At 70.6% G+C, this 13,491-nt stretch carries 12 protein-coding genes and 1 other RNA gene; 3 read left to right on the top strand and 10 right to left on the bottom strand.

Annotated elements, in window-relative coordinates:
* Positions 1–30: 30 nt before the first annotated feature.
* Positions 31–987 (bottom strand): DMT family transporter, encoded by a 957-nt coding sequence (locus MUN74_RS15915; RefSeq protein WP_244853509.1) that lies wholly within the window; start codon positions 985–987, stop codon positions 31–33.
* An 81-nt stretch (positions 988–1,068) separates the two neighbouring features.
* On the opposite strand from MUN74_RS15915, the gene MUN74_RS15910 reads away from it, so the two are divergent.
* Positions 1,069–1,983 carry a LysR family transcriptional regulator gene (locus MUN74_RS15910; protein ID WP_244853507.1) on the top strand — a complete coding sequence of 305 codons (915 nt, stop codon included), beginning with the start codon at positions 1,069–1,071 and terminating at the stop codon, positions 1,981–1,983.
* Between the two features lie 42 nt (positions 1,984–2,025).
* Here the strand turns inward: MUN74_RS15910 and mgrA are convergent, their stop codons facing one another.
* Both mgrA and ssrA read right to left on the bottom strand, forming a co-directional pair.
* Positions 2,026–3,078 carry an L-glyceraldehyde 3-phosphate reductase gene (gene mgrA / locus MUN74_RS15905; protein ID WP_244853506.1) on the bottom strand — a complete coding sequence of 351 codons (1,053 nt, stop codon included), beginning with the start codon at positions 3,076–3,078 and terminating at the stop codon, positions 2,026–2,028.
* 397 nt (positions 3,079–3,475) lie between these two features.
* Positions 3,476–3,844, bottom strand: a transfer-messenger RNA (tmRNA) gene (ssrA, locus tag MUN74_RS15900).
* A gap of 162 nt (positions 3,845–4,006) precedes the next feature.
* On the opposite strand from ssrA, the gene MUN74_RS15895 reads away from it, so the two are divergent.
* The gene (locus MUN74_RS15895; protein ID WP_244853504.1) at positions 4,007–4,681 is read left to right on the top strand and encodes an SIMPL domain-containing protein; all 675 of its coding nucleotides are present in this window, start codon (positions 4,007–4,009) and stop codon (positions 4,679–4,681) included.
* Between the two features lie 9 nt (positions 4,682–4,690).
* Here the strand turns inward: MUN74_RS15895 and MUN74_RS15890 are convergent, their stop codons facing one another.
* The 6 genes from MUN74_RS15890 to MUN74_RS15865 all read right to left on the bottom strand — a co-directional run bounded on the left by MUN74_RS15890 (position 4,691) and on the right by MUN74_RS15865 (position 11,458).
* A complete protein-coding gene (locus MUN74_RS15890; protein ID WP_244853502.1) occupies positions 4,691–5,428 on the bottom strand; it encodes a tyrosine-protein phosphatase in 738 nt (245 codons plus the stop codon).
* Positions 5,429–5,481: 53 nt separating this feature from the next.
* Positions 5,482–5,958: an SsrA-binding protein SmpB gene (smpB, locus tag MUN74_RS15885; protein ID WP_244853501.1), complete on the bottom strand. Its 477-nt coding sequence runs from the start codon at positions 5,956–5,958 to the stop codon at positions 5,482–5,484.
* Positions 5,959–6,080: 122 nt separating this feature from the next.
* Positions 6,081–6,992, bottom strand: coding sequence for a permease-like cell division protein FtsX (gene ftsX, locus MUN74_RS15880; RefSeq protein ID WP_244853500.1), 912 nt, complete (start codon positions 6,990–6,992; stop codon positions 6,081–6,083).
* A complete protein-coding gene (gene ftsE, locus MUN74_RS15875; RefSeq protein WP_244853499.1) occupies positions 6,989–8,218 on the bottom strand; it encodes a cell division ATP-binding protein FtsE in 1,230 nt (409 codons plus the stop codon). Before ftsE ends, ftsX begins: the two co-directional genes overlap by 4 nt.
* 91 nt (positions 8,219–8,309) lie before the next feature.
* Positions 8,310–9,770 carry a Na+/H+ antiporter NhaC family protein gene (locus MUN74_RS15870; RefSeq protein WP_244853498.1) on the bottom strand — a complete coding sequence of 487 codons (1,461 nt, stop codon included), beginning with the start codon at positions 9,768–9,770 and terminating at the stop codon, positions 8,310–8,312.
* A 23-nt stretch (positions 9,771–9,793) separates the two neighbouring features.
* The gene (locus MUN74_RS15865; RefSeq protein WP_244853497.1) at positions 9,794–11,458 is read right to left on the bottom strand and encodes an amidohydrolase; all 1,665 of its coding nucleotides are present in this window, start codon (positions 11,456–11,458) and stop codon (positions 9,794–9,796) included.
* A gap of 136 nt (positions 11,459–11,594) precedes the next feature.
* Between MUN74_RS15865 and MUN74_RS15860 the strand changes: the two genes are divergently transcribed.
* Entirely contained in the window at positions 11,595–12,305 is a 711-nt protein-coding gene (locus MUN74_RS15860; protein ID WP_244853496.1) for a TetR/AcrR family transcriptional regulator, read from the top strand.
* Here MUN74_RS15860 and prfB read toward each other — a convergent pair.
* Positions 12,302–13,411, bottom strand: a complete 1,110-nt coding sequence (gene prfB, locus MUN74_RS15855; RefSeq protein ID WP_244853495.1) for a peptide chain release factor 2 — start codon at positions 13,409–13,411, stop codon at positions 12,302–12,304. The two genes, MUN74_RS15860 and prfB, sit on opposite strands and share 4 nt — an antisense overlap.
* Positions 13,412–13,491: the final 80 nt, after the last annotated feature.

Here is a 13,491-nt window from a genome sequence, read left to right as displayed (position 1 = left end):
ACGACGCCGGCCACGAGGCATCCGTGACGTTCAACCGCGACGCGGCCGTGCCGGCCTGCGGCTCCAGGCGACGCCGATGAGGCACAGGGCGCCGCCGACCATGCCGAGGGTCGTCGGAAGCTCCCCGAGCAGCACCCAGCCGAGGATCACGACGATCGCCGGCACCGCGAGGGTCGCCGACGCGGTGACGCCGGCCGGGCTGCGCTTCAGCACATACGCCCAGAGCAGGAACGCCACCGCCGACGGGAAGATGCCGAGGTAGACCATCGCCCAGACCGCGGGCGCGGGCGCCGAACCGAGTTCGCCCACCGCTTGGGGCGCGAACGGCAGCAGCGCCGCGGCACCGACGGCGCAGCCGAGCCACGTGGCGCTCAGCGCATCGGCGTCGCGCAGCGCCACCTTCTGCACGAGCACGCCGAGCGCGTAGAGCAGCGCGGCGAGCAGCCCGAGCACGATGCCGAGCACGTCGGCGTGGTTGCCGACGCCCCCCGTCGCGATGAGCACGACGCCCGCGAACGCGACGAGCATGCCGACGACGAGCGACCGGGGGAACCCCTCCTTGAGGAAGGCGCCGGCAGCCACGGCAACGATCAGCGGGGCGACGTTCACGAGCATGGCCGCGGTGCCCGCGTCGAGGTGCCGTTCGGCGAGGTTGAGCACGAGCGTGTAGCCCGCGAACCAGAGCACCCCGTACAGAGCGACGAGCGCGAGCGTGCGCCCGCGCGGCAGTGGCGGGCGACGGATCAGCGCGACCACGACGAGCGCCGCGGTGCCGACGACCTGCCGGCCGAGCGCAAGCGGCCCGGGCGAGAGATCGTCGCCGACGAAGCGGATCGCGATGAACGCCGAGGCCCAGAGGACGAGCACGACGAGCATGGCCGCGAGCACCTTCCACCGGTTCGTCGGTGCTGCGGTCGTCGGCGTCGGCGGCGTGGGCGTCGACGGCGTGGGCGCGTTGGTCGGCTGGGTGAGGTCGGTGGTCGGCACCAGTCAAGCCTCGATGACGAAACCACTGAGCACAAGCGAATGATTCTTGGCTTCTCTTAAGCGTCGCTGTACGATTGCGCCATGGTCGATCCCCACCGACTGCAGGTCTTCCGCACGGTCGTCGCCACCGGCTCCATCAACCAGGCGGCGATGCGTCTCGGCTACACATCCTCGGCAGTGAGCCAGCACGTCAGCGCCCTGCAACGCGAGACCGGCCTCACGCTCGTCGAACGGCGCGGGCGCGGCATCGTGCCGACCTCAGCGGGCATCGCGGTGGCCGAGCGGGCGCGACGCGTGCTCGACCATCTGGCCGACTTCGACGGCGCGATCGACGATCTCCGCGCCGGTCGCAGCGGCACCCTGCACATCGGCAGCTTCATGTCGGCGAACCGGGCGTGGATGCCGCCCGTCATCGCCGATCTCGCACGACGGCACCCCGACCTGCGGCTCGAGCTCACGATGGTCGAGCGGCGCGGGCAGCATGCGGGCGATCCCGATCTCGAGCTCTACATCGCGGAGTCGGTGCGCGGCGACCGCGACCCGGCGGTCGCCGAGGGGTCCCCCGACGGCTACGACCTCGAAGAGCTGCGCACCGAGGGTTACGTCGTCGTGCTCCCGTCGACGCATCCGCTCGCCTCGCGCGCGGAGGTCGCCCTCGCCGACCTCGAGTCGGAGCCGTGGATCGACAACGACGACGAGCACGGACCCTGTCGTGAGATCGTGCTCGCCGCGTGCGCGGCGGTCGGGTTCGTTCCGCAGTTCCGGCTGCAGGCGCCCGACTACGCGAGTGCGTTCGACTACGTCGAGCACGGGGTCGGGGTCACGGTGCTGCCGCGCCTCGGGGCGATCGACCTGCCGTCGACGGTCGTGATGCGCCCGATCTCCGACGAGGCGGCCCGGCGCCGCATCATGCTGCGCGTGAAGCGCTCGATGCGCACCAACCCCGCCGTGCAGCGCGCCGTCGAGCTCCTGCGCACTGCCGCCGCGCGGGGGTGATGCGGCCCGACGGTCGACGCCACCCGCCCCGCGCGGCCGACGTCAGGGACGCAGCTCGGGCAGCGGCCCGCCACCCCGCGCGTCGGCCCACAGGTCGATGCCCGCGTCGCCCGCGAACCGGTCGATCTCGGCGAGCTCGTCTGTCGAGAAGTCGAGCCGGTCGACCGCTGCGACGTTCTCCTCGAGCTGTCGCACGCTCGACGCTCCGACCACGAGGCTCGTCACCCGCTCGTCGCGGAGCGCCCAGGCGAGTGCGAGCTGCGCGAGCGACTGGCCGCGACCACGCGCGACGGCGTCGAGCCCGCGGATGCGCTCGAGCGTCTCGTCGGAGAGCATCGAGCGGTCGAGGGAGCCGTCGCCCGCCGCGCGCGAGCCCTCGGGAATGCCGCCGAGGTACTTGCCGGTCAGGAGACCCTGCGCGAGCGCCGTGAACCCGATGACGCCGAAGCCCTCCTCGGCGGCGGCATCGAGGAGGCCCTCGGTCTCGATCCAGCGGTTGAGCATCGAGTACGACGGCTGGTGGATGGTGAGCGGCGTGCCACGCTCGGCGAGCAGGCGAGCCATCTCGCGGCTCTGTTCGGCCGAGTACGACGAGATGCCGACGTAGAGCGCCTTGCCCTGGCGGACTACCTGGTCGAGCGCCGCCGCCGTCTCCTCGAGCGGCGTGCCGGGGTCGGGCCGGTGGTGGTAGAAGACGTCGACGTAGTCGAGGCCGAGGGCCGCGAGCGAGCGGTCGAGGCTCGCGACGAGGTACTTGCGGCTGCCGCCGACCCCGTGCGGACCGGGCCACATGTCCCAGCCGGCCTTCGTCGAGACGACGATCTCGTCGCGATAGGGTGCGAAGTCGCTCGCGAGGATGCGCCCGAAGTTCTCCTCGGCGGCACCGTAGGGCGGGCCGTAGTTGTTCGCGAGGTCGAAGTGGGTGATGCCGAGATCGAAGGCGCGGCGCACGATCGCGCGCTGCGCCTCGAGCGGCCGGTCGTCGCCGAAGTTCTGCCAGAGCCCGAGCGAGAGCAGCGGCAGCTGCAATCCCGATCGGCCCGAGCGGCGGTGGGGCATGCGGTCGTAGCGGGCGAGGTCGGCGAGGTACGGCATGGTGATCATGCTAATCAGCACGACCGACTCGCATCGTCGCATCCCGGTCGACCGGCCGATATGCCCGCAGCGGCATGGGCGCCAGATGGACATCATGGACAATCGGCTCCGAGAACTTCACCGGGGCGGCCATGTTGCGCACCGTTCGCTGACTGGCAGGATCGTGTCCACGCGACGCATCCCCCACGCGCGCAGCCCCGACGAAGGATCCGATGATGGACGAGCACCAGCCCGAAGCCTGGTTCTGCCCCGAGCCCGACTGCGATTACTGCGGGGGCGCGTTCACCGACTGACCGCGGCCGCTCCGGACGAATCCATCCCCCGAACACCGAAACGCCCGGTGACTCCGACGAGTCACCGGGCGTTCGATGTTCCGCAGCGTACGACAACGGCCTGGTGGTGGAGATGGGGGGAATTGAACCCCCGTCCATCGCTGAGATTCCACGTCTTCTCCGGGCGCAGCCTGTGAAGGCGTTCTGCTCGGCCCCGACTCTTGCCACAGGCACCTGAGTCGACGGGCCCAGCCTGAAGAAGTCCCGCACGTCGCTCAGGCGACGACGCGCAGCAAGTTCCCTAGATGACGTCAGGCACCGGGGCGGGAACGAACCCGGACTGACGGACTATCGAGCTCGCTTAGGCAGCGAGGGCGAAGTCAGACTGCGTCTTATTGGCAGTTATTTGTTCGCAGGGAGCGTTCACGAGATAACCCTGCATCCTCGGCCCGCTTCTCGTGGGCACACAGGCGATGTCGAAACCGATCATCCCCATGTGACATCGAACGAATTCGATGTGCCGTTGTCGTACGCTGTGGAGTTTCCAAGAGTCGCGCCCCTGTGACGGTGCGCGGCCTTACAGTCTAGAACAGGCGCCGCCGCTCCGCCATTCCCGTCCGGGCTTCGATCATGAGCGGATGCCTCGTGGAGGACCCATGGCCACTGTCATCGCCGTTCGCGGCAACGCCGAGGAACGCACCGACCCCGAGCTCGCCGCCGTGACCCTGACGGTGGGCGTCTCCGAGCCCGAACGCGACACGGCGCTCGCGCGCACGGCGCAGCTGCGCGAGCGGGTCATCGCCGAGATCCGCGACCTCGACGCGGCCGGTGCACTCGACAGCTGGGCGGCGGGGCAGTTGCGGATCTGGTCGCATCGACCGTGGAACAACGAGGGCAGGCAGCTGCCGCTCGTGCACCAGACGAGTTCGGAGATCGAGATCGTGTTCACCGACCTCGACCGGCTCGGCGAGTGGGTCAGCCGCGTGGCCGACGCGGAGGGCGTCGACCTCAACGGCGTCGACTGGCGCCTCACCGAACCGACGCGCCGTCGGGTGCAGGAGCTGGCGCAGCGGGCCGCCGTCGCCGATGCGGTCGCGAAGGCCCGCGTCTACGCCTCGGCGCTCGGGCTCGGCACGCCGACGCCCGTCGAGCTCGCCGACACGGGGCTGCTCACGGCGCAGCCGGCACCGCCGGCACCGCGCGTCGGCATGAAGCTCGCCATGGCCTCGTTCGATGGCGGCGGCGCCGACGGCGCGGGCACGGAGTTCGCGCCCGCCGAGCTCGTGGTCGAGGCGTCCGTCGACGCGAGGTTCCACGCCGAATCGGCCTGAGCGAGCCGCTCAGTCGGCGACGATGAGCAGCCGTTCGAGCGCCGCGAGGTCGCCGAGGTGGAGTCCCGACGCGAGCAGGTACTCGCGCACCGATCCGTGCGCCCGCTCGATGGTGTCGAGCACGCCTTCGATCGCCTCACGCGGGCTGCCGCCCATGAGCGTGCGCAGTTCGGGGGTGTCGGGCACGCCGTACTTCGAGACGACGGCGACCATGCCTTCGAGCCACTCCCCGGCGAGGTTCGACTCGGTCTGCGCGTAGTCGTCGACGACGGCTTCGCGATCGACGCCGACCGCGAGGAGCGCGAGCGCCACCACGACGCCGGTGCGATCCTTGCCGGCCGTGCAGTGCACGATCACCGAGCGATCGCCGGCGCTCGCGATCTCGCGGAGCGCCGACACCACGACGCTCGCATGCTGGGTCACGATGCGGTCGTAGAGCGCCTCGAGCGAGATGCCGGCCATGCCCTGCGACGCGCCCGACCCCTCGAAAACGGGCAGGCGCAGCACCTCGACGTCGAGCCCGTCGAGGTCGTCGGGCATCGAGCGCGCCTCGTTGTCGTCGCGCAGGTCGATGACGATGCCGACGCCGAGGTCGCGCAGCTCGGCCCTGCCGTCGTCACCGAGCCGGAACAGCCCGTCGGAGCGGTAGAGCACGCCCCCGCGCACGACCCCCGTGCGTGCCGGCAGGCCGCCGACGTCGCGGAAGTTGTACGTGCCGGGAACGGGGATGCGCATCGACGTCTTCATCGCGACGAGCCTACTCCGCACGACCGAGCCGCCCGCTCAGCGGGCGCCCAGCCTCACTCCCCCAGGTGCCGCCGGCTCGACATCGCGCGGTCGGCCTCGCGCTTGTCCTGCCGCTCGCGCAGCGCCTGGCGCTTGTCGTACTCGCGCTTGCCTCGGGCGATCGCGAGCTCGACCTTCGCCCGGCCGTCGCTGAAGTAGATCGACAGCGGGATGAGGGTGTACCCGCCGTCCTTGATGCGGTGGCTGATCTTCACGATCTCCTGCTTGTGCAGCAGCAGCTTGCGCTTGCGCCGGGGTGCGTGGTTGTTCCACGTGCCCTCGGTGTACTCGGGGATGTGCACCGCGTCGAGCCACATCTCGCCGCCGTCGATGAACGCGTAGCCGTCGACGAGCGACGCACGCCCCTCGCGCAGCGACTTCACTTCGGTGCCCTGCAGCACGAGGCCGGCCTCGTACGTGTCCTCGATGAGGTATTCGTGCCGCGCCTTGCGGTTGGTCGCGACGACCTTCTGTCCGCGTTCCCTGGGCACGGCGATCTCCTTGCGAATCGAGCTGACGATGACGGATGCCGCCCGGCGACGCCGGGCGAGCCGTTCAGTCTATCCGATCACGACGGGCAGGCCACCCGACCGATGCGTTGCGCGCGCGACGCTCAGACCCGCAGGTAGCGCCTGATCGCGATGCCCGCCGAGACCGCCGCGAGCAGCACGCCGACCACCACGAGCAGGGGTACGACGAGCAGCGCGTCGCTCGTGTCGACGAACGTGAGCGACAGGTTCTTCGCGAGGTACCCCTGCACGAAGAAGATGACGATCGCGACGACCGCACCCCCGGCGAGCAACGACCCGACGAGTCCCGCGAACACGCCCTCGAGCACGAACGGTGTCTGGATGAACCGGTTCGAGGCGCCGACGAGCCGCATGATGCCGAGCTCGCGCCGTCGCGAGAACGCCGACAGCCGGATCGTCGTCGCGATGAGCAGCGCCGCCGCGACGAGCATGATCGCCGCGATCGCGATCGCCGTGTAGCTCGCCGCGTTGAGCGCGTCGAAGATCGGATCGAGGTACTTGCGTTGGTCGACCACCTGCTCGACCCCCGGCATTCCGGCGAGGCTCTCGACGATGACGTCGGACTGCGACGGGTCGATGAGGTTGACCCAGAACGCCTCGGGCAGCACGTCGGGTGTCACGTAGTCGGCCGACGGCGTGCCCTCGAACTGCTTCTGGAAGTTCTCGTACGCCTGCTCGTGGTCCTCGAAGTAGAACTCGTCGATGAACGGCTTGAGCGTGTCGGACTTCAGCTGCGCCTCGACGGCGGCCTTCTGCTCCTCGGTGGCCTCTCCGTCGGTGCATCCCGCAGCCGTCGACATCGACGTGCACAGGTACACCGCGACCTGCGCACGGTCGTACCAGAAGCCCTTCATCTGGGCGATCTGCAGCTGCATGAGCGCGGCCGTGCCGACGAACGTGAGGGAGATGAACGTGACGAGCACGACGGAGATGACCATCGTGATGTTGCGCCGCAGACCGTTGGCCGCCTCGCGCAGGACGAGACCGAACCTCATTTGGTGGGCCCCACTTCCTGGTCGGCGTCGCCTTCCCGGGGGCCTCCCGGTGCCCTGAGCCCGAGCCGTTCGGCGAGCGTCATGGGGGCGGAAGCCTCGGCGTCGGGCTTCTCCTTCGGCACGAGCTTCTCGGGGTCGACCTCGATGGCGCCGGTCGCGGCCTTCGTGATCTCGGCGGCGGCCTCGGTGACCTCGTCGGTCGCCTCGGGCTCGACGTAGAGGGGTTCGGCGTCGCGCATGACCTCGGCCGTGACCTTGGGGGCGGCCGCGGTGGTGGCCGACATCGTGGGCGCGGGAGCGACCGGGGGCGCCGCAGGTGCGTCTTCGACCGGGTCGGCCTTCGCGCCCTTCGACGGCTTCGCCGCCTTGGCGGGCTTCGCCGCCTTCGCGGGCTTGGTCGCAGCGGCAGCGGGAGCGGTTGCGGTGCCGGCGGCTGCGGCTGCCTCCGCGGGCGGAACCGCGGCGGCCACGCGCTCGGCGTCGGTCGCGACATCCTGAACCGGCTCGCCCTGCTCGGGCACGTAGTCGACGTCGCGCACCGTCTGGCCGTCGTAGCCGGCGCTGCGCTCGTCGCGCACGATGTCGCCCGCCGACAGCTCGATGACGCGGCGGCGCATCTGATCCACGATGCCCGCCTCGTGCGTGGCCATGACGACCGTCGTGCCACCCGCGTTGATGCGTTCGAGGAGCGTCATGATGCCCGCGCTCGTGACGGGGTCGAGGTTGCCCGTGGGCTCGTCGGCGAGCAGGATCTGCGGCTTGTTGACGATCGCGCGCGCGATCGCGACGCGCTGCTGCTCGCCGCCCGAGAGCTCGTGCGGCATGCGCTTCGCCTTGCCGTCGAGCCCGACGAGCTTGAGCGTCTCGGGCACGGCCGATTGCACGAAGCCGCGCGACTTTCCGATGACCCGCAGCGTGAACGCGACGTTCTCGAAGACCGTCTTGTTCGGCAGCAGGCGGAAGTCCTGGAACACGACGCCGAGATCGCGACGGAAGTACGGCACCTTGCGGGTCGAGATCTTGCCCAGGTCCTGCCCGAGCACGTGGATCTTGCCCTTCGTCGGCTTCTCCTCCTTGAGGATCAACCGGAGGAAGCTCGACTTGCCCGAGCCCGAGGCGCCGACGAGGAACACGAACTCGCCCCGCAGGATCTCGACCCCGATGTCGTTCAGGGCGGGCCTCGATTGACCGGGGTAGGACTTGGTGACGGAGTCGAAGCGGATCATCGTGTTCGAGCCTAGGCAGGGCGCACGCAAAAGTGGGCAGCGACACCGGAATTCGGTGCCGCCGCCCACTCGATCGGGACGACCGGCCCGGTCAGAGCCCGAGGAACCCGACGACGAGGTAGCCGACGAGGCTCAGTGCGGCCGCGATCGCCGCGTACGGCAGGATCGCCGTCATGAGGTTGAGCGGCTTGATGCCGGTCGAGCGCGACGCGAGGATGATGCCGTCGCCGTAGAGGCACGTGGTCGACCCGAGGGCGGCGCCCGAGAACACGGCGGCACCGGCGATGATCGGATTCACGTCCATCGCGAGCGCGAGCGGGATCACGATCGGCGTGATGACCGCGGCCAGGTCCCAGAACGACCCGGTCGCGTAGGCGTACACGCCGCACACGAGGAACACCATGGCGGGCAGCAGCGCGCCGATCATGACGGGCTCGGTCGAGGCGATCACGAAGTCGGCGAGCTTCAGGTCGATGTTCATGTGCTGCACCATGAACGCGAGCGCGGTGAGCACGATGACGAACAGCATGCTGCCGACGCCGTCGAACGCGGCATCGAAGACGGCCTTGATGTCGAGGCGACGCTGCACCGTGTACATGACGATCGCGACGACGAGGGCGGCGACCGTGCCCTTCAGCACGTCGACCTCGGTGAAGATCGTGACGGCGATCATCACGGCGATCGGCACGAGGAAGTTCCACGGGCGCGGCTTCGCGATCTCCGGTGCCCGGGTGGCGACCGCGACGGGCGCTGCCGACACGGCGCGCTCGGCCCCGTCGCCGGCGGCGGCGAACTCGCCCACCTCGGCGACCGCCGGCAGTGCGCCTTCGGCGAGGCGCTCCTCCTCGGTCGTTCCGGCCGGGAAGACGTCGCCCGTCTCGTCGGCGCGCTTGGCGTCCTTCTTGAGCGCACCGAGGCGCGGGAACACCCCGAATGCGACGAGCGCGGCGATGACGAGCGCGATCCAGCCGAAGAAGATGAACGGGATCGCCTGCAGGTAGGCGCCGAAGCCCGAGCCGTCGACCGTGACTCCCTGCGCCTCGAGGAGGCCCGCGAAGAACAGCGCCCACGTCGAGAACGGCACGACGACGGCGATCGGCGCGGCGGTCATCTTCATGATCGTGCCGAGCTCGGTGCGCGGCACCCGGTAGCGGTCGGTCACGCCCTTCATCGACGTGCCGACGGTGAGCACGTTGAGGTAGTCGTCGACGAACAGCACGATGCTGAGCAGGAAGCTCAGCACGGTCGACTTGCGCCGCGAGTTGACGAAGCGCTCGGCCCACGCGGCGAACTCGCGCACCGCACCCGACCGCTCGAAGAGCGTGATCAGGATGCCGAAGAGCACGACGACGAGCATGAGCCACTGCAGCGTCTCGTCGGCCATCGCGGTGCCGAAGTAGCCGATCCAGGAGTCGAAGAAGCCCCAGCCGCCGAGCAGCACGGCACCGACGACGGTGCCGCAGAGCATGGCGAAGAGGGTGCGTCGCGTGAGCACCGCGACGAGCAGGATGGTGACGACGGGGAGGAGCGCGAGCGCGCCGACGTCTTGCATGGTTGCCTCGGATTCGAAGGGGGTCAGGCGGCGGGGGCCGCGGTCAGGGGTCGCCCGTCGACGATCGTCGTCACGACGGGGAGGTCGAGCAGTTCGTCGGCCCCGACGTCGAGCGGGCTGTCGGCCCAGACGACGAGGTCGGCGCGGTACCCGGGCGCGATGACGCCGAGGTCGTGGTCGCCCTGGGCGAGCGCCGCCCAGACGGTGTAGCCCTGTAGGGCCTCGTACGGCGTGAGCACCTGGTCGGGCTCGAACACCGGGGCGTCGGGGTTGCCGGGCTCGCGGCGCAGGCGCGCCCAGGCGAGGCCGATGCGCGCGTCGGTCTGCGCGACCGGCCAGTCGGAGCCGAGCGCGACGGGCGCACCGGCGTCGACCAGGTCGCGCACGCGCCAGCCGAGCGCGGCGCGATCGGGCCCGAGCCGTTCAGCCCAGAAGTCGGAGCCGTCGGCCTTGCGCCACTGCATGTGCAGCGGCTGCACCGACGCGGTGATGCCGGTCTGGGCGAGGCGGGCGAGGTCGCGGTCGGCGAGCAGCTCGAGGTGCTCGATGCGATGCGGCGCGCCCTGCGCCGACTGCACGCCCGCCTTGAGGTAGGCGTCGATCGTGGTGCCGATGGCCCGGTCGCCGATGGCGTGGGTCGCGATCTGGAAGCCCGCCTCGCTGTAGCGGGCGACGACGCGCTCGAACTCGTCGGGGTCGGTCCAGAACGAGTGCAGTCCCTCGCCGTGCGTGTCGGGCTCGTAGAGCCAGGCCGTGCCCGTGTCGATGACGCCGTCGTTGAAGAGCTTCACGAGCCCGCCGCGCCAACGCCGGCCGCGCCGGTCGCGCTGGGCCAGCTGATGCTGCGTGCGCTCCTCGTCGTAGCCGGGGTTGTGCGCCATCGCCGAGACGATGCGCACGGGCAGGAGGCTGCGCGCGTCGGGGTCGCCGGGCGCCGCGGATGCCTCGCCGTCGAGTTCGTCGAGGAGGTCGAGGGTGCCGGGGTTACCGTCCATGATGCAGCCGCCCGTGATGCCCGACGAGGTGAGCCCGCCGAGGATCTCGCGAACCCGTTCGAGCGTCTCCTCGCGGGTGTACTCCGGAGCGGTACGCAGCACGATGTCGAAGGCCGAGTCCTCGCGGAGCGCGCCCGTCGGGCGGCCCGCCTCGTCGACGACGATCTCGGAGGTGTCGCCGAAGGTGCGGGCGCCCGTGATGCCCGACCGGCGCAGCGCCTCGGTATTGGCGAGGGCGGTGTGCCCGTCGAAGAACAGCAGGAACGCCGGGGCGCCGGCGGTCGCCTCGTCGATCGCAGCGGCCGTCATCGGCAGGGTCGCGAACACGTCGTAGTCGATGTTCCAGCCGCGCACCCAGCCGCCCGCCGCGCCGTCGGCCACGCGCGACGCCTCGGTGCGGAGCAGTTCGAGGAATCGCTCGGGCTCGCGCACTCCCCCGAAGTCGATGCCGACGGCGAGCTCGACGCCCTGGATCGGGTGCATGTGCGCGTCGATCAGCCCGGGTGTCACCGAGGCGCCGTGGAGGTCCTCGACGACCGTCGCCGAGCCGCGGAACTCGGCGAGGGTCGCGGCGTCGCCGACGGCGAGGATGCGGCCGCCCCGGATCGCGATCGCCTCGGCGACCGGCTGGCGCGGATTCATCGTGATGACCCGGGCACCGACGAGAATGGTGTCGGCGAAGATGCGCTGCATGCTGCTCGTTTCCGCGCCGTCGCCCTCGTTGGCCGGCTGCGCAATTTAACGTGATTAAATTCGGGCACACGTTACTCCGCCCGACGCGCGCGAACAAATCGACGACCCACGACGAACGAACGAACCCGAGGAGCCCGTGAGCCCGACCCCGACGAAACGCACCGCAGGCCGCCCCCGCACGCCCGTGCTGAGCGCCGAGCAGATCGTCGACGCCGCGTTCGCGCTCGCGAAGACGGCCGGGCCCGAGGGGTTCACGATGGCCGCGCTCGCCCGCTCGCTGTCGGTGCACCCGCCGGCGCTCTACCACTACTTCCGCGGCAAGGCCGACGTCGTGCGCGCGATGCGCGGGCGCATCGCCGAACTGCTCGACGTCGCGGGCTTCGACGACGCCTCCACGCCCCTCGACGAGGCCGTGCTGCGCTGGGCCAGGTCGTATCGCGACGCGTTCGCCGCCAACCCCGCGGGCATCGCCCTGCTCGCCACGACGGCGATCGACGGCCAGACGCGCTCAGTGGCGAACTACGAGACGATCGTCGCGCGACTGCTGCGCGAGGGCTGGCGTGCCGATCGTGCGGTCGACGCGCTCGTCGCGCTCGAGTCGTTCATCATCGGGTCGGCGCTCGACTCGCTCGCGCCGGCCGACATCATGTCACCGGGCGACGCCGCGCCGAGCGCACCGCACTTCAGCCGCGCCGAAGCCCGACGTGCGGCCGATGCGGCGGCCCGAGGCATCCCGGCCGCAGACCGCACCTTCGAACTGGGCGTCGCCGCCCTGGTCGCCGGACTCCGCGCGATGCTCGCCGACGGCGGGCACGACGAGCGCGAGGGCGACGCCGCGTCGCGTTAGTCGTCGTCCTTGCGCTTGCGCCACTTGATGCCGGCCGCGATGAGGCCGTCGAGGTCGCCGTCGAACACGATCGCCGGGTTGCCGACCTCGTAGCCCGTGCGCAGGTCCTTCACGAGCTGCTGGCCGTAGAGGAAGTAGGAGCGCATCTGGTCGCCCCAGCTCGCGGTGATGGTGCCTGCGAGCTCCTTCTTCTGGGCGGCCTCCTCCTCCTTCTTCAGCAGCAAGAGGCGGGTCTGCAGCACGCGCATGGCGGCGGCGCGGTTCTGGATCTGCGACTTCTCGTTCTGCATCGAGACGACGATGCCCGTCGGGATGTGCGTGATGCGCACCGCCGAGTCGGTCGTGTTGACCGACTGGCCGCCGGGGCCCGAGGAGCGGAAGACGTCGACCCGGATGTCGTTCTCGGGCACGTCGACCTCGGTCGCCTCCTCCATGACCGGGATGACCTCGACCGCGGCGAAGCTCGTCTGCCGCTTGTCGGCGCCGCCGAACGGGCTGATGCGTGCGAGACGGTGCGTGCCCGCCTCGACCGAGAGCGTGCCGTAGGCGTACGGGGCGTCGATCTCGAAGGTCGCCGACTTGATGCCGGCCCCCTCGGCGTACGAGGTGTCGAGCACCTTGACCGGGTAGTTGTGCCGCTCGGCCCACCGCAGGTACATGCGCATGAGCATCTCGGCGAAGTCGGTCGCGTCGTCGCCGCCGGCGCCCGACCGGATCGTCACGACCGCGCCGCGATCGTCGTACTCGCCGTCGAGGAGGGTCTGCACCTCGAGGTCGCCGACCGTCTTCTGCAGGGCGGCGAGCTCGGCGCGCGCCTCGGCCGCGCTCTCCTCGTCGTCCATCTCGAGCGCGAGCTCGACGAGCACGTCGAGGTCGTCGAGCCGCTGCTCGACCTCGGTGATGCGCTTGAGCTCGGCCTGGCGATGGCTGAGCGCGCTCGTCACCTTCTGCGCGTTCGCCGTGTCGTCCCACAGGTCGGGGGCGCCGGCCGCCTCCGAGAGGCGGGCGATGTCGGCTTCGAGGGCATCGACGTCGACGACGGCGCGGATGTCGTTGAAGGTGGCGCGGAGCGCCGAGATCTCGGGCGACAGGTCAAGTTCCAGCATGGCGCCCTCCAGCCTAGTCGGCTGCGACGCGGATGCCTCGCGCAGGCGCCCTCGGACGATCGGAGCGGCGCGGGGCATCG

Source organism: Agromyces sp. H17E-10 (assembly GCF_022919715.1).
Taxonomy (GTDB): Bacteria; Actinomycetota; Actinomycetes; order Actinomycetales; family Microbacteriaceae; genus Agromyces.
Note: the sequence above shows the minus strand (reverse complement) of the source record. Positions and strands in the feature narration are given on the sequence as shown.

What these genes read in the sequence shown, in the direction of transcription:
- MUN74_RS15910 (WP_244853507.1), top strand. Translation starts at nt 1,069, where the DNA reads ATGGTCGATCCCCACCGACTGCAGGTCTTCCGCACGGTCGTCGCCACC.
- mgrA (WP_244853506.1), bottom strand. Translation starts at nt 3,078, where the DNA reads ATGCCGTACCTCGCCGACCTCGCCCGCTACGACCGCATGCCCCACCGC.
- MUN74_RS15895 (WP_244853504.1), top strand. Translation starts at nt 4,007, where the DNA reads ATGGCCACTGTCATCGCCGTTCGCGGCAACGCCGAGGAACGCACCGAC.
- MUN74_RS15890 (WP_244853502.1), bottom strand. Translation starts at nt 5,428, where the DNA reads ATGAAGACGTCGATGCGCATCCCCGTTCCCGGCACGTACAACTTCCGC.
- ftsX (WP_244853500.1), bottom strand. Translation starts at nt 6,992, where the DNA reads ATGAGGTTCGGTCTCGTCCTGCGCGAGGCGGCCAACGGTCTGCGGCGC.
- ftsE (WP_244853499.1), bottom strand. Translation starts at nt 8,218, where the DNA reads ATGATCCGCTTCGACTCCGTCACCAAGTCCTACCCCGGTCAATCGAGG.
- MUN74_RS15870 (WP_244853498.1), bottom strand. Translation starts at nt 9,770, where the DNA reads ATGCAAGACGTCGGCGCGCTCGCGCTCCTCCCCGTCGTCACCATCCTG.
- MUN74_RS15865 (WP_244853497.1), bottom strand. Translation starts at nt 11,458, where the DNA reads ATGCAGCGCATCTTCGCCGACACCATTCTCGTCGGTGCCCGGGTCATC.
- prfB (WP_244853495.1), bottom strand. Translation starts at nt 13,411, where the DNA reads ATGCTGGAACTTGACCTGTCGCCCGAGATCTCGGCGCTCCGCGCCACC.